At 58.9% G+C, this 21,511-nt stretch carries 19 protein-coding genes; 13 read left to right on the top strand and 6 right to left on the bottom strand.

Annotated elements, in window-relative coordinates:
* Positions 1–19 precede the first annotated feature (19 nt).
* Together ACEN8E_RS29160 and aspA are read right to left on the bottom strand one after the other, a co-directional pair.
* The gene (locus ACEN8E_RS29160) at positions 20–1,471 is read right to left on the bottom strand and encodes an alanine/glycine:cation symporter family protein (protein ID WP_495590800.1); all 1,452 of its coding nucleotides are present in this window, start codon (positions 1,469–1,471) and stop codon (positions 20–22) included.
* Positions 1,472–1,888: 417 nt separating this feature from the next.
* Positions 1,889–3,313 carry an aspartate ammonia-lyase gene (gene aspA, locus ACEN8E_RS29155; RefSeq protein ID WP_003229645.1) on the bottom strand — a complete coding sequence of 475 codons (1,425 nt, stop codon included), beginning with the start codon at positions 3,311–3,313 and terminating at the stop codon, positions 1,889–1,891.
* 180 nt (positions 3,314–3,493) lie between these two features.
* On the opposite strand from aspA, the gene ACEN8E_RS29150 reads away from it, so the two are divergent.
* A complete protein-coding gene (locus ACEN8E_RS29150) occupies positions 3,494–4,405 on the top strand; it encodes a LysR substrate-binding domain-containing protein (RefSeq protein WP_495590799.1) in 912 nt (303 codons plus the stop codon).
* A 95-nt stretch (positions 4,406–4,500) separates the two neighbouring features.
* Here the strand turns inward: ACEN8E_RS29150 and ACEN8E_RS29145 are convergent, their stop codons facing one another.
* Together ACEN8E_RS29145 and ACEN8E_RS29140 are read right to left on the bottom strand one after the other, a co-directional pair.
* Positions 4,501–5,067, bottom strand: coding sequence for a zinc metalloprotease (locus tag ACEN8E_RS29145; RefSeq protein WP_495590798.1), 567 nt, complete (start codon positions 5,065–5,067; stop codon positions 4,501–4,503).
* A 276-nt stretch (positions 5,068–5,343) separates the two neighbouring features.
* On the bottom strand, positions 5,344–5,937 hold the full coding sequence (locus ACEN8E_RS29140; RefSeq protein WP_495590797.1) for a hypothetical protein: 594 nt from the start codon (positions 5,935–5,937) through the stop codon (positions 5,344–5,346).
* A 446-nt stretch (positions 5,938–6,383) separates the two neighbouring features.
* On the opposite strand from ACEN8E_RS29140, the gene purE reads away from it, so the two are divergent.
* The 4 genes from purE to ACEN8E_RS29120 all read left to right on the top strand — a co-directional run bounded on the left by purE (position 6,384) and on the right by ACEN8E_RS29120 (position 8,946).
* The gene (purE, locus tag ACEN8E_RS29135; RefSeq protein WP_495590796.1) at positions 6,384–6,875 is read left to right on the top strand and encodes a 5-(carboxyamino)imidazole ribonucleotide mutase; all 492 of its coding nucleotides are present in this window, start codon (positions 6,384–6,386) and stop codon (positions 6,873–6,875) included.
* 11 nt (positions 6,876–6,886) lie between these two features.
* The gene (locus tag ACEN8E_RS29130) at positions 6,887–7,969 is read left to right on the top strand and encodes a 5-(carboxyamino)imidazole ribonucleotide synthase (protein WP_495590795.1); all 1,083 of its coding nucleotides are present in this window, start codon (positions 6,887–6,889) and stop codon (positions 7,967–7,969) included.
* A gap of 107 nt (positions 7,970–8,076) precedes the next feature.
* Positions 8,077–8,322, top strand: coding sequence for a GlsB/YeaQ/YmgE family stress response membrane protein (locus ACEN8E_RS29125; RefSeq protein ID WP_007971735.1), 246 nt, complete (start codon positions 8,077–8,079; stop codon positions 8,320–8,322).
* 87 nt (positions 8,323–8,409) lie between these two features.
* The gene (locus ACEN8E_RS29120) at positions 8,410–8,946 is read left to right on the top strand and encodes a DUF3299 domain-containing protein (protein ID WP_495590794.1); all 537 of its coding nucleotides are present in this window, start codon (positions 8,410–8,412) and stop codon (positions 8,944–8,946) included.
* A gap of 118 nt (positions 8,947–9,064) precedes the next feature.
* Here ACEN8E_RS29120 and ACEN8E_RS29115 read toward each other — a convergent pair whose 3' ends face one another.
* Complete coding sequence (locus ACEN8E_RS29115) at positions 9,065–9,964, bottom strand: D-hexose-6-phosphate mutarotase (protein WP_495590793.1); 900 nt, start codon at positions 9,962–9,964, stop codon at positions 9,065–9,067.
* A gap of 67 nt (positions 9,965–10,031) precedes the next feature.
* Positions 10,032–10,436 (bottom strand): acyl-CoA thioesterase, encoded by a 405-nt coding sequence (locus tag ACEN8E_RS29110; protein WP_007942704.1) that lies wholly within the window; start codon positions 10,434–10,436, stop codon positions 10,032–10,034.
* Positions 10,437–10,800: 364 nt separating this feature from the next.
* Between ACEN8E_RS29110 and ACEN8E_RS29105 the strand changes: the two genes are divergently transcribed.
* The 8 genes from ACEN8E_RS29105 to ACEN8E_RS29070 all read left to right on the top strand — a co-directional run bounded on the left by ACEN8E_RS29105 (position 10,801) and on the right by ACEN8E_RS29070 (position 21,452).
* Positions 10,801–12,099, top strand: a complete 1,299-nt coding sequence (locus tag ACEN8E_RS29105; protein ID WP_495590792.1) for an MFS transporter — start codon at positions 10,801–10,803, stop codon at positions 12,097–12,099.
* 169 nt (positions 12,100–12,268) lie between these two features.
* Positions 12,269–13,270 (top strand): phosphate ABC transporter substrate-binding protein PstS, encoded by a 1,002-nt coding sequence (locus tag ACEN8E_RS29100; protein WP_007992839.1) that lies wholly within the window; start codon positions 12,269–12,271, stop codon positions 13,268–13,270.
* A gap of 411 nt (positions 13,271–13,681) precedes the next feature.
* Complete coding sequence (locus ACEN8E_RS29095; protein ID WP_495593408.1) at positions 13,682–15,715, top strand: ABC transporter permease subunit; 2,034 nt, start codon at positions 13,682–13,684, stop codon at positions 15,713–15,715.
* Positions 15,716–15,731: 16 nt separating this feature from the next.
* Positions 15,732–17,402 carry a phosphate ABC transporter permease PstA gene (gene pstA / locus ACEN8E_RS29090; RefSeq protein WP_495590791.1) on the top strand — a complete coding sequence of 557 codons (1,671 nt, stop codon included), beginning with the start codon at positions 15,732–15,734 and terminating at the stop codon, positions 17,400–17,402.
* A 163-nt stretch (positions 17,403–17,565) separates the two neighbouring features.
* Positions 17,566–18,399, top strand: coding sequence for a phosphate ABC transporter ATP-binding protein PstB (pstB, locus tag ACEN8E_RS29085; RefSeq protein WP_008018291.1), 834 nt, complete (start codon positions 17,566–17,568; stop codon positions 18,397–18,399).
* A gap of 113 nt (positions 18,400–18,512) precedes the next feature.
* Positions 18,513–19,274 carry a phosphate signaling complex protein PhoU gene (phoU, locus tag ACEN8E_RS29080; protein WP_007992846.1) on the top strand — a complete coding sequence of 254 codons (762 nt, stop codon included), beginning with the start codon at positions 18,513–18,515 and terminating at the stop codon, positions 19,272–19,274.
* A gap of 166 nt (positions 19,275–19,440) precedes the next feature.
* The gene (locus ACEN8E_RS29075; RefSeq protein WP_495590790.1) at positions 19,441–20,349 is read left to right on the top strand and encodes a response regulator; all 909 of its coding nucleotides are present in this window, start codon (positions 19,441–19,443) and stop codon (positions 20,347–20,349) included.
* 206 nt (positions 20,350–20,555) lie between these two features.
* Positions 20,556–21,452: a peptidoglycan DD-metalloendopeptidase family protein gene (locus tag ACEN8E_RS29070; RefSeq protein ID WP_495590789.1), complete on the top strand. Its 897-nt coding sequence runs from the start codon at positions 20,556–20,558 to the stop codon at positions 21,450–21,452.
* Positions 21,453–21,511: the final 59 nt, after the last annotated feature.

Raw genomic sequence — 21,511 nt, 5'->3', positions numbered from 1 at the left:
TTTTGCGCACTTTAACCGATCAGCGTTGCGCTGCGGGTACACCTTGCGGCTCAGCTTCAGCCTTGGTGGCGACGGCTGGCGGGTTCGCCGGCCAGGCTTTCAGGTCCAGATCCAGATCCGGGAATTTGCTCGAATCGAATACCGGCGTGGTGATGCCCGCAGCGCGCTGGTCATCGTAGTCGCGCAGGATGCGCATGCCGACCTTGAACAGCAGGAACAGCGCGATCAGGTTGACGAACGCGAGCATGGTCATGGTGATGTCGGCGAAGGCGAACACCGTGCCGAGGTTTTCGATGGCACCCCAGAAAATCAGGACCAGTACCAGTGCGCGATAGCCCATCAGCGCCTTGCGGTTTTCACCGATCAAAAAGCGCAGGTTGCTCTCGCCCAGGTAGTAGTTGTAGAGGATCGAGGTGAACACGAACAACGCCAGGGCCACGGAGATGAACATCCGGCCCCAGTCACCGACCACGGCGGCCAGCGAGTTCTGGGTCAGGGCAATACCATCGCCTTCGAAGCCCGGGGTGTAGAAACCCGAGAGCAGGATCAGCAGCGCGGTACAGGTGCAGATCACGAAGGTGTCGAGGAACACGCTGAACGCCTGCACCACACCTTGTGCCACCGGGTGCTCGACCGACGCAACCGCCGCCACGTTCGGCGCGCTGCCAAGGCCTGCTTCGTTGGCGAACACGCCACGTTTCACGCCCATGATGATCGCGCTGCCGATCAGCCCGCCGAAGGCCTGGTCGAGGCCGAAGGCACTTTTGACGATGGTCATCAGCATGCCCGGCACCTGATCGAACTGCAGCACGATCACATAGATGGTTACGCCGATATAAACCAGGGTCTTCACGGGTACCAGCAGGTCAGCGACCTTGGCAATGCGCTTGATCCCGCCGATGAACACCAGGCCCAGCAGTACGGCTAGGCCGATGCCGGTGTAGGTCGTGTCCAGGCCGAACGCGTTGTTCAGCGAGTGCGTTACGGCATGGGATTGCAGGCCGTTGAACGCGAAGCCGAAGGTGATCAGCAGCAGGAACGCCATGATCATCCCCAACCAGCGTTTTTGCAGGCCGTGCTGGATGTAGTAGGACGGGCCGCCACGGAACGTGCCGTCCGAATCGGTGCGTTTGTAAAGCTGGCCGAGGGAACATTCGAAGAAGCTGCTGGACATGCCGACCAGCGCAGTCACCCACATCCAGAACACCGCCCCAGGCCCACCAAGGGTCACGGCGATACCGACACCGGCAATGTTGCCTGCACCAACACGACCGGCGAGGCTGAGCATCAGGGCCTGGAACGAACTGAGTTGTCCGGCGCTGCTTTTGAGGCTGTCACGGAATACCGCGAACATGTGGAAGAAGTGACGCAGTTGAACGAAACGCGAGCGGATCGTGAAGTAGCTACCGAGCCCGACAATGAGCACGATCAGTACTTTCCCTGAGAGGAAGTCGTTAATGACTTCGAGCATGGATTATTCCTCGCTGTTTTTTGTGTAGGCAAATGCTGACCAGGTAGAAACATCGAGTTACACCCCTTGGCGCGCGGCACTAAGGGCGGTTCGAAGTTCGTCCCGGTTTCATATCGCGGGTTTGTTATTAGTTCGGGTTTCGCATGGGTTGTGGTCTCGCTACCGACGACCGCTCACGCGAAGAGGGGCGGCACTATACCGATGCTTGTCTGTGGGAGCGAGCCTGCTCGCGAAAGCGGTGTAAATGACAGCATCGATGTTGGATGTGCTGGCCCCTTCGCGAGCAGGCTCGCTCCCACAGGTTTTGTTGTTGCGGATAAAAAAAAGGGCCTGGAGAGTGATCTCCAAGCCCTCAAAAGGTGAGAGGTGTCTAGTCCCTCGACCTGGTGAGCGGTGCTACAGGTAACGCGCCGGGGATTAAGCCTTCAGAGGCACCAGACGCGGAGCAATCATGTTTTCCGGGCGCAGGATGTCGGCGAGCATGGCTTCGTCGAGCAGACCTTCTTCGCGCACCAGTTCCAGCACGCCGCGACCGCTTTCAAGGGCGATACGGGCGATGCGGGTGGCGTTTTTGTAGCCGATGTACGGGTTCAGGGCGGTGACCAGGCCGATCGAGTGTTCGACCAGTTCACGGCAGCGTGCTTCGTTGGCGGTGATGCCGACGATGCAGTGCTCGCGCAGCATGTCCATGGCGCGTTGCAGCAGGCGGATCGAGTCGAGGATCTTGAAAGCGATCAGCGGCTCCATCACGTTCAGTTGCAGTTGGCCGCCTTCGGCTGCCATGGTCAGCGCCAGATCGTTACCGATGACCTGGAACGCAACCTGGTTCACGGCTTCCGGGATCACCGGGTTGACCTTGCCTGGCATGATCGAGCTGCCTGGCTGACGCGCTGGCAGATTGATTTCGTTGATGCCGGTGCGTGGGCCGCTGGACAGCAGGCGCAGGTCGTTGCAGATCTTCGACAGCTTGACCGCGGTGCGCTTGAGCATGCCGGAGAACAGCACGAAGGCGCCCATGTCGGAGGTGGCCTCGATCAGGTCGGCGGCTGGAACCAGCGGTTGACCGCTGATCAGGGCCAGACGTTGTACGGCCAGGGCCTGATAGCGCGGGTCGGCGTTGATGCCGGTGCCGATCGCGGTGCCGCCCAGGTTCACTTCGGTCAGCAGTTCCGGAGCCAGCGTCTTCAGACGGGCCAGGTCTTCGCCCATTGTGGTGGCGAAAGCGCGGAACTCTTGACCCAGGGTCATCGGCACGGCGTCTTGCAGCTGGGTACGACCCATTTTCAGGACGTGGTTGAACTCTTCACCCTTGGCCGCGAATGCCTGAATCAGGCTGTCGAGGCTGGCGAGCAGGGCGTCGTGACCCAGCAACAGACCCAGACGGATCGCCGTCGGGTAGGCGTCGTTGGTCGACTGCGCCATGTTCACGTCGTCGTTCGGGTGCAGGTACTGGTATTCGCCTTTCTGGTGACCCATGGCCTCCAGCGCGATGTTGGCGATCACTTCGTTGGCATTCATGTTGGTCGAAGTGCCAGCGCCGCCTTGAATCATGTCCACCACGAACTCTTCGTGGAAGTCGCCGCGGATCAGACGTGCACAGGCTTCGCTGATAGCAGCGTGCTTGGCTTCGCTCAGGTGACCCAGTTCGCGGTTAGCGTCAGCGGCGGCCTGTTTAACCATGGCCAGACCGACAACCAGTTTCGGGTAGTGCGAAATCGGAACGCCCGAAAGGCGGAAGTTATTCACCGCTCGCAGGGTCTGGATACCGTAATACGCTTGAGCCGGTACTTCGAGAGCGCCAAGCAGGTCATTTTCTGTGCGGAATGATGCAGCGGAGGACATGATAGAAATCATCTCAATATGAACCCGGTCTGTGCCGGAACGCTGTGAATGCTAGGCTTGTGCAAAATTTTGGGCCAATGCTGTTAAACACTAGCCTATGCACATTCGGCATAATGCCCGTGTGACGCCGTGTTGACGGCAAGCGTGTGACCTAAATTGGTGCGTGTCCGGGAGGGCGTGATGAATCTGGAAAGCAAATGGCTGGAGGACTTTAGTGCCCTGGCGGCCACCCGCAGTTTCTCCCAGGCAGCCGAGCGGCGTTTCGTGACGCAGCCAGCGTTCAGTCGGCGGATCCGCAGTCTTGAAGCCGCGCTGGGGCTGACCCTGGTCAACCGATCCCGCACGCCGATCGAGTTGACTGCGGCAGGGCAATTGTTTCTGGTCACTGCGCGAACCGTGGTCGAGCAATTGGGAGAAGTGCTGCGTCACCTGCATCACCTGGAAGGCGGGCAGGGCGAAGTCATGCAGGTGGCTGCCGCGCACTCCCTGGCGCTCGGTTTCTTTCCGCGCTGGATCGCGCAGTTGCGCAATGAAGGCTTGAACATCGCCACACGGTTGGTGGCGACCAACGTCGGCGACGCGGTGCATGCGTTGCGCGAAGGCGGCTGCGATCTGATGCTGGCGTTCTATGATCCGGACGCGGCGATGCAGATGGACCCGGAAATCTTCCCTTCACTGCACCTGGGGCACACCGAAATGCTGCCGGTGTGTGCGGCAGATGCCGATGGCAAGCCGTTGTTCGATCTGGAGGGCGAAGCCAGCGTGCCGCTGTTGGCCTACAGCGCCGGTGCATTCCTCGGTCGTTCGGTGAACATGCTGCTGCGCCAACGGGCGCTGCGATTCACCACCATTTACGAAACCGCCATGGCCGACAGCCTGAAAAGCATGGCATTGGAAGGTTTGGGCATTGCCTGGGTGCCGCAACTGAGCGTACGTGCCGAGTTGGCGCGCGGTGAGTTGGTGGTGTGCGGCGGTCCGCAATGGCACGTGCCGCTGGAGATTCGTTTGTACCGCTGTGCATTGGTGCGCAAGGCAAATGTGCGGTTGTTGTGGCGCAAGCTTGAAGGCGGGGCGGCGGGCTCGACGATTTGACGGACTGCAAAGAGTGAACGCCATTTCTGCTTTCAGTCTTTGCAGTCGCCTGGTTCAACGCGTTTCAACTGTGCTCCTCGAAACTTCATTCAGAGTCAGTCGTACTGCTTGAGGTAATTGCGAATGTTTTCCTCGTTTTTGTCGCTGAAGCGATGCGCTATGGTTCCATGTGAATACGGGGCCATCGTCGACTTGGCGGGGCCGAAGTAAGTGTCGACATTGCCTTCACTGTCCTCATGGCTCGCGTTGAACATATGCCCAATTTCGTGGGCAGCAACGAGAGCCATCCGGGTCGAGGCGATTCCCAGCATGCCGGGGGCGTAAGCAACTCCTAAGGTTTCGTCGTTGATATTGTCGCGTGTCAATAGCAGGAATTTGTGGATGCTGTTGTCGTAACTAGCATTTTGTGAGCTTTGCAAGTGAAGACTAAGTTGGTCACTTAGGTCAGCTAATAGCTTGCCTAAATCATTGGATTTATAGTTGAAGCTGCTCAAAAGTGGCGCATCTGCGGGGGCTACAAGGTTGGCAGTCGTGGTGCTGCCTGAAATTTTTGTAAGGGTGTCTACTATCCATTCAAAATGCCGGAGATAAAGATTATCTTCATTGTAACCCACCAGGTCTTCATGTATTAAAATTGTCAGTGTGATCGGGAGTTTAGACATAAATGTTCCTTTTTGGCATTTGGTTTGGCGTCGGCAGGATGTATCAGTACAAACTGTCGACATAGCCCTTGAGGCGGTTTCTGTTTTCGTCACTGAATACCAGGCAACTGGACCGGAGTGCCAATGGCGGAAACATGAAGGTTTCGCACCACCATCCGTCGCGGTAAAGAACTTCGCCTTGTTCGTGGTCAGCGTTGAAGGGGGGGCGCCAATAGTTAGACAGGCGAAAGCTTAGGCGTTTCATTTGACGTTTGTAGGGACAACGAAGTCAGATCATCAAGGTTTGCTAGCTAGATATTGTTTTATATTTTCTCGGTTGGCAGGGCTAAAGCTATAACAAATTGATCTGAGCGGGTTCCTTTGAGGGGTCATGTATGTTTCACATACCCAGCCGTTGAACTGGATTTCCGAGTCCTCATGCTTGGCACCCAGTAAGTGACCAATCTCATGGCCGACGGCCATGTAGCTGGTTAGTGGTGCGATTGCAACTTTTCCTGTTAAGGGTGGACGAAGAAGTGCAGCCCCTCCGGTTTTTTCATTCATATCATCTTTTGTGACTAAAATTACAAGGGTCAGCCCGCTCAAGTCGAAACCTTCCTTTTTTGCTTTATCCAAGTAGTTGAAGCTTAAATCCTCCCATTTTACAAGAGTGTTCAATACATCATCTCCTTTGTAGTTAAAGTTGCTATAGGGTGTGCCTCTACCCAAAACAACGTAAAATTTTCGTTCGGTGAAGCTTTCCAGTTCAGCAATAAAAGACTGAAAGTAATCGGCGTGAATCGTACTGTGTAGTGATGGCGGAACATCATCGTGAATAATGGCAAAAATAGTGACGGATTTTTTCTGTGGTTGTTCGTTGGTGGTTGTCATCCTTGACTCCTTTTTAACTATGTTTCTTTGGTCTAAAGATACTGGGTGGCACGAGTGATTTGTTTTGAAGGTGAAAAATCAAGTGGGTAAACTATATGCGATTAATTGATGTGGCGAGTGAGCCTATGTTGCCTTCTGTTGCATAGCGCAGTTAATCAAAATCGTGACAAATTTGAAGTGTATAAAATCGTTGGGTCGTGTTTTCGTTAGTCCGAGCGATCCTTCAGGTGGATGCGCGTTGACTGACTTTAAAGTCAGAAAGCTTTCCTTTTAGTCCAAGATGACAGATGGTCGCAGCGGGGGCTGTTTATCTGCCTCATTGAGGTATACTGCGCGGCCTTCGGCCGGTTACGACCGGCCATAATTCGTACATTCAAGCCACGCTTTTTGCGTGGCTTGTTGTTTTTTGACGCGCCTGCGGGCGCCCAGAGAGAAGAGGCACGACGATGAGTGCACTGGTTGGCGTGATCATGGGCTCCAAGTCCGATTGGTCCACCCTTAGCCACACCGCCGATATGCTGGAAAAGCTCGGCATCCCTTACGAGGTGAAAGTGGTCTCTGCCCACCGCACCCCGGACCTGCTGTTCCAGTACGCTGCAGAAGCCGAGGCGCGTGGCATCGAGGTGATCATTGCCGGTGCCGGTGGCGCGGCCCACTTGCCTGGCATGTGTGCGGCCAAGACCCACCTGCCGGTGCTGGGCGTGCCGGTGCAATCGTCGATGCTCTCGGGCGTCGACTCGCTGCTCTCCATCGTGCAGATGCCCGCAGGCATTCCGGTCGCCACCCTGGCCATCGGCAAGGCTGGCGCGATCAACGCAGCGCTGCTGTCGGCGAGTATCCTTGGGGCCAAGCACCCGCAGTTCCACGCGGTGTTGAAAACTTTCCGTGCTGAGCAGACAGAAAGCGTCCTGGAAAATTCAGACCCACGCATCGCCTGAGGTTGTTGACGATGAAGATCGGTGTAATCGGTGGCGGCCAGTTGGGTCGCATGTTGGCGCTGGCGGGCACTCCGCTGGGCATGAACTTCGCTTTTCTGGACCCTGCGCCGGATGCTTGCGCAGCCGCGTTGGGCGAACACCTGCGAGCCGATTACGGCGATCAGGATCACCTGCGTCAGCTGGCCGATGAAGTCGATCTGGTGACATTCGAGTTCGAAAGCGTCCCGGCGGAAACCGTCGCGTTCCTCTCGCAATTCGTCCCGGTCTACCCGAGCGCCGAAGCCCTGCGCATCGCCCGCGATCGCTGGTTCGAGAAGAGTATGTTCAAGGACCTGGGGATTCCAACCCCGGCGTTCGCCGACATCCAGTCCCAAGCCGACCTGGACGCTGCCGTGGCTTCCATCGGTCTGCCGGCGGTGCTCAAAACCCGTACCCTGGGTTACGACGGCAAGGGCCAGAAAGTCCTGCGCACTGCAGAAGATGTGGTCGGCACCTTCGCCGAGCTGGGCAGCGTAGCTTGCCTGCTGGAAGGCTTCGTGCCGTTCACCGGTGAAGTCTCGCTGATAGCCGTACGTGCCCGCGACGGTGAAACCCGCTTCTACCCGCTGGTACACAACACCCACGACAGCGGCATCCTCAAGCTGTCCGTAGCCAGCACCGATCACCCGCTGCAAGCCCTGGCCGAAGACTACTCCAGCCGAGTGCTCAAGCAGCTGGATTACGTCGGCGTGATGGCGTTCGAATTCTTTGAAGTCGACGGTGGCCTCAAGGCCAACGAAATTGCCCCGCGCGTGCACAACTCCGGGCATTGGACCACCGAAGGCGCCGAGTGCAGCCAGTTCGAAAACCACCTGCGGGCCGTTGCCGGTCTGCCGCTGGGTTCGACTGCCAAGGTCGGCGAAAGTGCGATGGTCAACTTCATCGGTAAAGTGCCTGAGACCGAAAGAGTCCTGGCTATCGCCGATTGCCATCTGCATCACTACGGCAAGGCATTCAAGGTCGGTCGCAAGGTCGGTCACGCCAACCTGCGTTGCGCAGATCGCGAGACGCTGGCCGCGCAGATCCTCAAGGTCGAGGCGCTGATCGCCGAATAGTTTCATGTGGCAGCGGTGGAACCATTGCGATTGCACCGTTCTCTCATGGCAGGATGCCAAAGTCTGACTAGGCTTTGGCATAACCACTCCATATTGAGGGAAATGCCATGGGAATTATCGGAACCATCTTTATCGGCTTGATCGTCGGTCTGCTGGCACGGTTTCTGAAACCGGGCGATGACAGCATGGGCTGGATCATGACGATCCTGCTCGGTATTGGCGGTTCGCTGGCGGCCACATACGGCGGCCAGGCTTTGGGCATCTACCAGGCTGGTCAAGGCGCAGGCTTCATCGGCGCGTTGGTAGGTGCGGTGGTGCTACTGGTGATCTACGGCCTCGTCAAAAAGAGCTGACTGAAGCGACAAAACCCTCTCTGCGTGGCGTGCGGAGAGGGCTAGAATGCTCGGCGTTTCCTGTTCCTTCCTTTACCGAGCACCTTCATGCGCCGTCTTTTGCTGACTCTTGTTTTATTGGGTTCGGGCCTTGCCCATGCCGGCGAATTGCCGGAAACCGACTGGCTCGAATTGATGCCAAAATCGGACCAGAAGGCCCTCGAGGCCATGCCTGAAATCGACCACAACTCCCCAGAAGCCAATGGCACTTTCACCGACAAGGGTGGAATGAAACAGGCCAAAGGCTTGCCGGCGGTGATGTACTCGACCAAGACCGTTGCGTCGATGAACGACAAGAACATCCGCATTGGCGGTTATCCAGTGCCACTGGAGTCTGATGCCAAGGGGCGCAGCACGTTGTTCTTCCTGGTGCCATACCCGGGCGCCTGCATCCATGTGCCACCGCCGCCGCCCAACCAACTGGTGCTGGTGCGTTATCCAAAGGGTCTGAAGCTGAATGACATCTACACGCCGTTGTGGGTGACCGGCACGCTGAGGGTCGAGAAGGTCAGCAATGACCTGGCCGATGCAGCGTATGCGCTGGATGCGGAGAAGGTCAGAGTGGTGAAAGAGTCGGATCTGTAGAAAATCAAAACTGTGGGAGCGAGCCTGCTCGCGAAGAGGTCACAACATCCAACATCAATGTTGACTGTTATGCCGCCTTCGCGAGCAGGCTCGCTCCCACATTGGTTTTAGGTGTTGCTTAGAGCGGGGCGCTGGCGATGCTCACACCCAAGGTGTGGCTCGCCCCTGGTTTCAGGTTCACCACATCACCCATCACGTTCGCCGTCTCGATGCACAGCATGCGCTGCCAGCCGTCGTCGGCCATGTCGCTGAACGCAGCGGCGCGGTCGACCCACGGGTTCCAGATCACCGCCGTACGCGATCCACTGCTGGTCAGTACGATGCGTCGCTCCCAGGTCGGATCGACGATGCTCAACTGCGGCGGGACGTCGAGGTAGATGCGGTCGGTCTCGCCGGCAAATCGCAGGTCGCCGGTCTGGGTAACGGTTTTCCAGTTGTCCAGGGTCTCGATGTAGTTGAGGCCGTCCACACCTTCGACATGCACATTGCGCACATCGCTGACGGCAAAGTAACTATGCAGCGCCTGGCTGATGCTGACGGTTTCAGCCCCTTGGTTGCGGCTGGTCAGATGGATGTGCAATTGCTCGTCGAGGCGAATGCTCAGCGTCAAGTCCACCTGGTGAGGCCAGCCGGGAAAGCCGCCTTCGGGGTAGGGCAGGAGGAACTCGACCTTCAGGCTTTCGCCTTCGGCTTCGATGCCGCCCAGTTCCCAATCCATCGCCCGCACGAAGCCGTGAGCCGTCGGTGCTTCCTTGCTGACACGCATCGCCTGAACGTTTTGCGGATTGCGGTCAAAGACGCCAAACCACGGCCAGCACACCGGCACGCCGGCACGGATGCTCTTGCCGGTCTTGAACACGGCCTCGTCGTTGAGCCAGATCAGCGGCGGCTGGCCAGCCAGTTGATAGCTGAGGATGTGCGCGCCTTGCTGGGCTACCAGTAATTCGGCTTGACCGTGGCGGATGCGCCAGCAGTTCAGTTCATCCAGCTTTACGGCTTCAACATTGGGCGTGCTCATGGGACAGCTCTCGATCAGTAACGTGGACGACTATCGACCGCAAAACGGCGACCAGGTTTAAAAGCGCTTATCGAGCCCTGGGCGGAACCGAACGGGTGCGACCGCTGCCGTCGATGGCAACGAACACAAACACCGCTTCGGTTACTTTACGCCACTCACTGGACAGTGGGTCGTCGCTCCAGACCTCGACCATCATCTTGATCGAGCTGCGGCCGATTTCCAGGGCCTGGGTATAGAAGGAAAGCTGCGCGCCCACCGCCACCGGAACCAGAAACGCCATGCGGTCGATCGCAACGGTGGCAACGCGCCCACCGGCGACCTTGCTGGCCATCGCGGTGCCTGCCAAATCCATCTGCGCCACCAGCCAGCCGCCGAAAATATCGCCAAAGCCGTTGGTTTCGCGAGGGAGCGCGGTGATTTGCAGGGCCAGGTCGCCTTGCGGGATCGGATCTTCTTGTTCGAGCTCTATCATGCCGGGGGTGCCTCTGACCCGTGACTCTTCGTTGGTATTGCTGGTGGTAGCCGTCTTCGGGAAAAACGATTCAGCACCGAACATACTACGTTCGTCACGTTTTCCATAAGGCGCCTAAAGGGAAACTCTGCGAAATCGCCTATGAACCTGACAGGCGTTTTCGCACAGCAACCCCTCAAAAACCGGAGTATGGCTGCGAGTATATCGGTCGGTAGACTCCACGACGACCGTCCGGTTCTCATTTTGACCGTCAAAAACGCACCTCTATGTGCTTTTTCGAACAATTTGCTATCGTGCCGGACCTGCCCAAACCTCCGCCAGCGTTGTCGAGGTTGCAGATCCGACTATAAGAGAAGCCCTTGCCATGACCACAGCGCCCTCGAGCATCGCGCAGCCAGACCAACCCGCACGTCCGCTGACCCGCAGCGACTACAAGACTCTATCGCTGTCTGCCCTGGGCGGTGCGCTGGAGTTCTACGACTTCATCATCTTCGTGTTCTTCGCCACGGTGGTGGGCAAGCTGTTCTTCCCGGCGGACATGCCCGAGTGGCTACGCCTGATGCAGACCTTCGGTATCTTCGCCGCCGGCTACCTTGCACGGCCGCTTGGCGGCATCGTGATGGCGCACTTCGGCGACCTGCTGGGCCGTAAGAAGATGTTCACCCTGAGCATTTTCATGATGGCCGTGCCGACGCTGATCATGGGCCTGCTGCCGACCTATGCGCAGATAGGCATGTGGGCACCGATCCTGTTGCTGTTGATGCGGGTGATTCAGGGCGCCGCCATTGGCGGCGAAGTGCCGGGGGCGTGGGTCTTCGTTTCCGAACACGTCCCGCAGCGGTATGTCGGCTACGCCTGTGGCACCCTGACCAGCGGTCTGACGGCGGGCATTTTGCTCGGCTCGCTGGTCGCCACGGCGATCAACAACCTCTATACCCCGGTGGAAGTGTCGGATTACGCCTGGCGGATTCCGTTCCTGCTTGGCGGCGTCTTCGGCCTGTTCTCGGTGTACCTGCGTCGCTGGCTGCACGAAACCCCGGTGTTCGCCGAGCTGCAATTGCGCAAAGCCCTGGCCGAAGAGGTGCCGTTGCGGGCGGTGCTGCGTGATCATCGTGGTGCCATCGCCATTTCGATGCTGCTGACCTGGCTGCTGTCTGCCGCCATCGTGGTGCTGATCCTGATGACCCCGACCGTGTTGCAAACGGTCTACCATTTCTCGGCTACCACCGCCCTGCAGGCCAATAGCGTGGCGATCGTGTTCCTGAGCTTTGGCTGCATCATCGCCGGCGCACTGGCGGATCGCTTCGGTGCGGGACGGATCTTTGTGTTCGGCTGTACCGCATTGCTGGCCAGCTCCTGGACCTTCTATCACAGCCTCGCCGATCATCCCGACTGGCTGTTCCCGATGTATGCCGTGACCGGTCTGCTGGTCGGCACCATCGGCGCGGTGCCGTATGTGATGGTCAAGGCGTTCCCGCCAGTGGTGCGTTTCAGTGGTCTGTCGTTCTCCTACAACGTCGCCTACGCGATTTTCGGCGGCCTGACGCCGATGATCGTCAGCCTGTTGCTCAAGGAGAGTGCAATGGGGCCTGCTTATTATGTGGCGGTGTTGTGCGGGGTCGGGATTCTGGTAGGTGCATATCTCTGGAAGAAGGGCCGCTGATAGCGAGCGATCACAGCACTTCTCACATCTACAGTTACAACTGAAAGGCCAGCCTTCCTGGTGGAGTGCTGGCCTTTCATCCAATTGTCATATTTCAGCCATAGAGTGTTCACACGGCCTGCTGATACTTGGCCCCGACTTAACACACCCTATCTGCTAGGAGTAAGGCATGAAACTGAAGCGTTTGATGGCGGCAATGACTTTTGTCGCTGCTGGCGTTGCGACTGCCAACGCGGTTGCCGCTGTTGACCCTGCTATCCCGAGCTACACCAAGACCACTGGTGTGTCGGGCAACCTGTCCAGCGTCGGCTCCGATACCCTGGCCAACCTCATGACCCTCTGGGCTGAGAACTACAAGAAAGAATACCCGAACGTAAACATCCAGATTCAGGCCGCTGGCTCCGCCACTGCGCCACCTGCGCTGACTGAAGGCACCTCTAACCTGGGCCCGATGAGCCGCAAGATGAAGGACACCGAACTGGCTGCCTTCGAGCAGAAGTACGGCTACAAGCCAACCGCTATCCCGGTTGCCGTGGACGCCCTGGCTGTTTTCGTACACAAGGACAACCCGATCCAGCACCTGACCATGGAACAGGTTGACGCGATCTTCTCGTCCACTCGTCTGTGCGGCGCTAAAACCGAAGTCAAAACCTGGGGCGACCTGGGCGTGACCGGCGACCTGGCCAACAAGCCGGTTCAACTGTTCGGTCGTAACTCGGTATCCGGCACCTACGGCTACTTCAAGGAAGAAGCCCTGTGCAAAGGCGACTACAAGCCTAACGTGAACGAGCAACCAGGTTCGGCTTCGGTCGTACAGTCGATCAGCTCCTCGCTGAACGGTATCGGTTACTCGGGCATCGGCTACAAGACCGCTAGCGTGAAAACTGTTGCCCTGTCCAAGAAAGGCAGCACCGAGTTCATCGAAGACACCGAAGAAAACGCCCTGAACGGCAAGTACCCGCTGTCCCGCTTCCTGTACGTCTACGTCAACAAAGCCCCGAACAAGCCTCTGGCTCCGCTGGAAGCCGAGTTCGTGAAACTGGTTCTGTCGAAACAGGGCCAGGAAGTTGTAGTGAAAGACGGTTACATCCCACTGCCGGCCAAAGTAGCTGCCAAAGCTCTGGCTGACCTGGGTCTGGCGGAAGGCGGCGCTGAAGTCGCAAAAAAGTAACAAATTGAGTCCGAGGTGAACCCCTCGGACTCACATGGGGGCGGCAGGAGCCGCCCCCATACACCTCAAATTCTCTATCCACTGCTGGTTACCGCTAGCGGCGGATTTGTTGCGTCACTGCATTGTCATCTTTCTGTCATACAGGATCGCTAGGGTGTGCGCATGAATGATCTGGCCAATTCCAACATGACTACTAATCCCCCCAAGCGAATTGACTTCAATACGCCTGAGCTGCAACGCAAGCGCCGCATTCGCGCGCTCAAAGATCGCCTGACCCGCTGGTACGTCCTCGTTGGCGGCCTCGCTGTACTGGGCGCGATCACATTGATCTTCTTCTTCCTTGCCTACGTCGTCGCGCCCCTGTTCCAGGGTGCCAGCCTGACTGCCAAGGACGCCATCACACCAGCCTGGATGCAAGACGCCGGCAAACCGCTGATGATCTCTCTGGAAGAGCAGAACCAGGTTGCCATGCGGGTTTCCGACAAGGGCCAGGCATTGTTCTTCGACATCGACAGTGGCGCCGAACTCAAGCGCGTCGATCTGCCGATTCCTGCCGGCACCACCGTGACCTCCATCGGCGAAGACCAGCCAGGTCATCCGCTGGTTGCCGTGGGTCTGTCCAACGGTCAGGCCCTGGTGTTCCGTCACACCTATAAGGTCAGCTACCCGGAAGGCAAGAAGACCATCTCGCCTGCGGTCGAATACCCGTACGGCGAAACGCCAATCGCGGTCAACGAAGCCGGCGGTGCGCTGGAGCACGTCAGCCTCAACGCCAACGATTCGACCCTGATGCTGGTTGGCGCCACCGGTTCGCAACTCAATGTTCTGTCGCTGACCAGCGAAGAGAACATGATGACGGGTGAAGTCACCAACGAGCAGAAACGCATCGACCTGCCGCAGATGAACGAGCCGGTGAAGAACATCTTCGTCGACCCGCGTCAGCAGTGGCTGTACGTGATAAACGGGCGTGCCCAGGCCGACGTGTTCAGTCTGCGCGACAAGAGTCTCAATGGTCGCTACAAGCTGCTTGAAGACGGTGAAGCGCAAGTCACCGCCAGCACCCAGCTTGTGGGCGGTATCTCGCTGATCGTCGGTGACTCCAAGGGCGGTCTGGCTCAGTGGTTCATGGCTCGCGATCCGGATGGCGAACAGCGCCTGAAGCAGATCCGCACCTTCCAGATGGGCACCACACCTATTGTTGAAATCACTGCCGAAGAGCGCCGCAAGGGCTTCGTTGCCCTCGACGCTTCCGGCAAGCTTGGCGTATTCCACAGCACTGCCCACCGCACCTTGCTGGTGGAGCCGGTTGCAGAAGGCCAGGGCATTTTCGGTCTGTCGCCACGGGCCAACCGCGTGATCGTCGAAGCCGGCGGCAAGTTGCAGCCGCTGCTGCTCGACAACCCGCACCCGGAAGTGTCGTGGAGCGCGCTGTGGAGCAAGGTCTGGTACGAAAACTACGACGAACCTAAATATGTCTGGCAATCGACCGCCGCCAACACCGACTTCGAACCCAAGCTGAGCCTGTCGCCGCTGACCTTCGGTACTCTGAAAGCCGCGTTCTACGCCATGCTGCTGGCCGCTCCACTGGCCGTTGCCGCTGCGATCTACACCGCGTACTTCATGGCCCCTGGCATGCGCCGCAAGGTCAAGCCGGTGATCGAATTGATGGAAGCGATGCCGACGGTGATCCTCGGCTTCTTCGCCGGTCTGTTCCTCGCGCCGTATGTGGAAGGGCATTTGCCGGGCATCTTCAGTCTGCTGATGCTGCTGCCGATCGGCATCCTGGTGGCCGGTTTCACCTTCAGCCGCCTGCCTGAGTCGATCCGCCTGAAAGTCCCGGATGGCTGGGAAAGCGCGCTGCTGATTCCGGTGATCCTGTTTGTGGGCTGGCTCTCGCTGTACATGAGCCCGTTCATGGAGAACTGGTTCTTCGGTGGCGACATGCGCATGTGGATTTCCCACGACCTGGGCATCACCTACGACCAGCGCAACGCCCTGGTGGTCGGTCTGGCCATGGGCTTCGCAGTTATTCCGAACATCTACTCCATCGCCGAAGACGCCGTGTTCAGTGTGCCTCGCGGCCTGACCCTGGGCTCCCTGGCCCTCGGTGCCACGCCGTGGCAGACCATGACCCGCGTGGTGATCCTCACCGCCAGCCCGGGCATCTTCTCGGCGCTGATGATCGGCATGGGCCGTGCGGTCGGTGAAACCATGATCGTGTTGATGGCCACCGGTAACACCCCGGTCATGGAAATGAACCTGTTCGAAGGCCTGCGCACCCTGGCCGCCAACGTCGCGGTGGAAATGCCCGAATCGGAAGTCGGCGGCAGCCACTACCGCGTGCTGTTCCTCTCGGCACTGGTGCTGCTGTTGTTCACCTTCGTCATGAACACCCTCGCAGAACTGATCCGTCAGCGTCTGCGCAAGAAATACTCGTCGCTTTAAGCAAAGGTAGAAGTCTGTGAAACAGAACTCCCTGAAAGGATGGTTCAAGAGCGGCGCCCCGGGCGTCTGGATCAGCGGCGGCGCGGTGTCCATCGCGGTCATCATGACCATTGGCCTGCTGGCGGTGATTGCCGTGCGCGGCCTGGGTCACTTCTGGCCGGCGGATCTGATCCACGCCAGCTACGACGTACCGGGCCAGGGCCAGCACCTGGTCATCGGTGAAGTGGTACAGAAGGAAGAAGTACCCCGTGCCCGCTTGAAGAGCGCCGGCTTGCCAGTGCCTGAGCAGGGCCCGGAGTTCATGACCCGCGAGCTGATCAAGGTCGGTAACCGTGACCTGAACGGCAACGACTTCACCTGGACCGTCGGCGAGTGGCTGACCAACCAGACGACACCACCAGAGCTGATGGCGATCGAACGTCGCGAGTGGGGCAACTTCTACGGTTACCTGGTCAACGTCAAACAGGATGGCAAGGTCATCGCTGAAGGCGAAGCTGCATGGCCTGAGCTGCAGGCCCGTGTCGACCGCGTGAACAAGCTGGCTGCACAGCTCAAGAGCCTGGAAAAAACCGACATCGGCGCGATCAACGCCGGTCTCGAGCGCATCCGCCTGCACGGTCGCAAGCTGGAGCTGGAAGGCAAGCTCGACGCCACCGCGCAAGCGGACATGGAATCGGAGCGCGCCGAGCTCAACGCTCGCTATCAGGACGTCGAAGCGCGTCTGGCTGATCTGCATGCGCAGTTCAACCGCGACAGCCTGACCGCCCGCGATGCAAACGGTAAGGAAATCGAAATCGGCATCGGCAAAGTGGTTCACGCCTACCAGCCGAACGCCATGAGCACGACCACCAAGGTCGGCTTCTACTTCAGCAAGGTCTGGGAGTTCCTGAGCGACGACCCGCGCGAAGCGAACACTGAAGGCGGGATCTTCCCGGCCATCTTCGGCACCGTGATGATGACCCTGATCATGGCGATGATCGTGACCCCGTTCGGCGTGCTGGCGGCGGTATACCTGCGTGAATACGCCAAGCAGAACGCGCTGACCCGGGTGATCCGCATCGCGGTGAACAACCTGGCAGGTGTTCCGGCCATCGTTTACGGCGTGTTCGGCCTGGGCTTCTTCGTCTACGTGCTGGGCGGCTCGCTCGACCGTCTGTTCTTCCCGGAAGCCTTGCCGGCGCCGACCTTCGGCACACCGGGCCTGCTCTGGGCCTCGCTGACCCTGGCGCTGCTGGCGGTGCCGGTAGTGATCGTGGCCACCGAAGAAGGTCTGGCGCGGATTCCTCGCACCGTGCGTGAAGGCTCGTTGGCCCTCGGCGCGACCAAGGCCGAAACCTTGTGGAAGATCGTGCTGCCGATGGCCAGCCCGGCGATGATGACCGGCATGATCCTCGCCGTGGCTCGCGCCGCGGGTGAAGTGGCGCCGCTGATGCTGGTGGGTGTGGTGAAACTGGCGCCGTCGCTGCCGGTGGACGGCAACTACCCGTACCTGCACCTGGACCAGAAGATCATGCACCTGGGCTTCCACATCTATGACGTCGGCTTCCAGAGCCCGAACGTCGAAGCCGCGCGGCCGCTGGTGTACGCCACGGCGCTGCTGCTGGTGCTGGTGATTGCCACGTTGAACCTGTCGGCCGTTTATATCCGTAACCACCTGCGCGAGAAGTACAAGGCGCTGGATAGTTAATCCCCTTGTAGGAGCGAGCTTGCTCGCGAAGACGGTACATCCGACACATTTTCTGTGCCTGAACGACCATCGCGAGCAAGCTCGCTCCTACAGAAAGAATTGTGTAACCGCAGGCCTTGGCCAGCGGCAACCGAACCGAATTTGTTAGCACAGGGAGCCTCCCATGCAGCACGAAGCACATACCCACGGCATCAACATGTCGGCCCTGGGTCGCGACAAACAGAGCCTGAACCTCGAGCAGGAAACCGTGGCCATCGAAGTGCCGGGCCTGAGCCTGTTCTACGGCGAAAAACAAGCGCTGTACGACGTCAGCATGAACATCCCGAAACAGCGCGTGACCGCCTTCATCGGCCCGTCCGGCTGTGGCAAGTCGACGCTGCTGCGTACCTTCAACCGCATGAACGACCTGGTTGACGGCTGCCGTGTCGAGGGCGCGATCAACCTGTACGGCAGCAACATCTACCGTAAGGGCGAAGACGTGGCCGAGCTGCGTCGTCGTGTCGGCATGGTGTTCCAGAAGCCGAACCCGTTTCCGAAAACCATCTACGAGAACGTGGTTTATGGCCTGCGCATCCAGGGCATCAACAAGAAGCGCGTCCTCGATGAAGCTGTCGAGTGGGCATTGAAAGGCGCGGCGCTGTGGGATGAGGTCAAGGACCGTCTGCACGAGTCGGCACTGGGCCTGTCCGGTGGTCAGCAGCAACGTCTGGTGATCGCCCGCACTATCGCCGTTGAACCGGAAGTGCTGCTGCTCGACGAACCGTGCTCGGCACTCGACCCGATCTCCACGCTGAAAGTCGAAGAGCTGATCTACGAACTGAAATCCAAGTTCACCATCGTGATCGTGACCCACAACATGCAACAGGCGGCGCGGGTTTCCGACTACACCGCGTTCATGTACATGGGCAAACTGGTGGAATTCGGCGACACCGATACCCTGTTCACCAACCCGGCGAAGAAGCAGACCGAAGACTACATCACCGGTCGCTACGGCTAGCCGTACAGCCGCATGCGCCAAGCTTCAAGCGGCAAACAAGAACAGTCCGGGTACGACACACATCAGCTTGCAGCTTGTAGCTTGCAGCTCACAGCTTTTGCGGAGCAGACAACATGATTTCTAAGGAAGGCCTTACACACCACATCTCCCAGCAGTTCAACGCCGAGCTTGAGGAAGTGCGCAGTCACCTCCTGGCCATGGGCGGGCTGGTCGAGAAGCAGGTCAACGACGCGGTGACCGCGCTGATCGAGGCCGACTCCGGCCTGGCCCAGCAGGTGCGCGAGATCGATGACCAGATCAATCAGATGGAACGCAACATCGACGAGGAATGCCTGCGCATTCTGGCCCGGCGTCAGCCAGCGGCGTCCGACTTGCGCCTGATCATCAGCATTTCCAAATCGGTGATCGACCTGGAGCGCATCGGTGACGAAGCGACCAAGATCGCCCGTCGCGCCATCCAGTTGTGCGAAGAAGGCGAAGCGCCTCGCGGTTATGTCGAAGTGCGCCACATCGGTGACCAGGTGCGCAACATGGTCCGCGACGCACTGGATGCCTTTGCCCGCTTCGACGCCGAGCTGGCCTTGTCGGTGGCGCAGTACGACAAGATCATCGACCGCGAATACAAGACCGCCCTGCGTGAGCTGGCGACCTACATGATGGAAGATCCGCGCTCTATCTCGCGGGTTCTGAGCATTATCTGGGTGCTGCGTTCGCTGGAACGTATCGGCGACCACGCGCGCAATATCTCTGAGCTGGTGATCTACCTGGTACGCGGCACCGACGTGCGGCACCTGGGCCTCAAGCGCATGAAGGAAGAAGTTGAAGGAACCAGTGGCGAAACCGCTAATGTTCCGGGCAAAACTGACGATAAGTAAGGTTGCCCAAGTAAAGCGCCCGGCCTGTTGGCCGGGCGTTTTTGTTTGTGGCACACGCATTCGAAAAGCAGCACCCGCGAACGAAAAGTCCGGCGTGACTGAAGGTTTTTGGCAAAGTGCCATCAGCAAGGCGGTATGCTGGCCAGGATTTTTAAAGGGGTGGTGGATGAGTAAGGTCAGTGTGTTGGTCGTGGACGACGCGTCGTTCATTCGTGATCTGGTGAAAAAGTGCCTGCGCAATTACTTTCCGGGCATGCGGATCGAAGACGCGATCAACGGCAGGAAGGCCCAGGCCATGTTGGCCAAGGAAGCATTCGACCTAGTCCTGTGCGACTGGGAAATGCCGGAAATGTCCGGTCTGGAACTGCTGACCTGGTGCCGCGAGCAAGACAACCTCAAAGCCATGCCCTTCGTGATGGTGACCAGCCGAGGCGACAAGGAGAACGTCGTCCAGGCGATCCAGGCCGGGGTATCCGGTTACGTCAGCAAGCCGTTCACCAACGAGCAATTGATCACCAAGGTCAAGCAGGCGTTGCACAAGGTCGGCAAGCTCGACGCCTTGGTCAACGTAGCCGCGACCAAAACCAGCCCTGCCTTCGCTAACGACTCCCTCGCCGCCTTGACCGCTGGCAAAACCCCGGTCGCCACGCCAACAGCGGCGCCGGCACCTGCACCGTCCAAAGGCTTGCTCAACAGTCCGCCGGTCAAGGCGCCTGTGGCCTCCTCGGCACCCACCAGTGGCCGTGGCCAGGGTCAACTGCGATTGCCGAACGGCATTGCGCAATGCGTGATCAAGGCCTTGAGCCTCAAGGAAGCCCTGTTGGTGGTCAAGCGCACCGAGAGCCTGCCGCAGATCCTCGACAGCGCCGTGCTGGACCTGGAGCAGGGCGACAGTGCCGAAATCGCCCGTCTCAATGGCTATCTGCATGCCGTCGTGGCCCACGAACCGAAGCCAGATAGCGACTGGCTCCAACTGACCTTCCGCTTTGTCGATCAGGATGCGCAGAAACTCGATTACATCTCCCGCCTGATTGCGCGCGGTACGGCGCAGAAGCACTTCATTCCTGGCGCTTGATACAGCGTCGCCTGTCAGTCCGTCTTCGCGAGCAGGCTCGCTCCCACAGGTTCTAGCCAGACCTGTGGCAGCGGGCTTGCTCGCGAAGGGGCCGTGACTGTTACCGTACATCTACTGAACACCCATTCTGAAACATCTGTCGACTACTCGGGTCCATTGCAGCTGCTAGGCTCAAGCCCAAATCTCCCTCAACAGAATTCTTGCCCATGTTCACGCGCCTGCTGTTTTTATGTGGCCTGTTCATGGTCGCCACCTCGGCCGTGGCCATGACCATCTACAAGTCCAAAGACGCCTATGGCGTGGTTTCCTACAGCGACCGCCCCAGCAAAGGCGCACATGTGTTCGTTTTTCGCGATGGCATGGTCGAGCACCTCGAGCGTCAGGTGCGCCTCGTCATCATGAAGAAGAACGGCGTGGACAGCGTGTACGTGCGCAATGACCTGTATGCGCCGGTAGAGGTCGAATTGAGTTTCACCGGGGTGAAGAATGCCAGCGGGGCACCGGTGCGAACGATTCGGCGAGTGATCCCGCTACGCTCCAGCGTTCGCCTGGCACAACTCAAGGCAACCAACGCTGGACGGCCACTCGCCTACGTTCCACAGTTCAAGTACTCCCTGGGCGACCCTTCAGGACCCACGGTGGGCTATCGGTACCCGTTGCCCTGGCGTGGCGGGCCGTTCCGGATCAGTCAGGGGGCCAACGGGCCCTACAGCCACTTCGGACCCAAGAGTCGATACGCCATAGACATTGCGATGCCCGAAGGCACGCCGATCATTGCAGCTCGAGATGGCGTGGTGGTGAAAACCGAAAATCGCCAGAGCGGTCGCGGCACCGATGCCTCCGGCAATTTCGTGCGGGTGCTGCACGATGACGGGACCATGGGTGTTTACCTGCACCTGAAGAAAGGTTCGGTCTGCGTTCGGGAAGGTCAGCGGGTAAAGGTAGGCAGTGCATTGGCATTGTCCGGCAACACCGGCAACAGCACCGGGCCGCATTTGCACTTCGTGGTCCAGCGCAATACCGGGCTGGGGCTGGTGTCGATTCCGTACCAGTTCAACCAGCCGGTAAGCGCGCTGCCCAACTTTGCGTTGGGCAAGCAGTGATGTGTTGCCTGTTTTGACGCCTTCGCGAGCAGGCTCGCTCCCACAAGGACGTGCGCAGT

Source organism: Pseudomonas sp. Pseusp9, from assembly GCF_059491265.1.
Note: the sequence above shows the minus strand (reverse complement) of the source record. Positions and strands in the feature narration are given on the sequence as shown.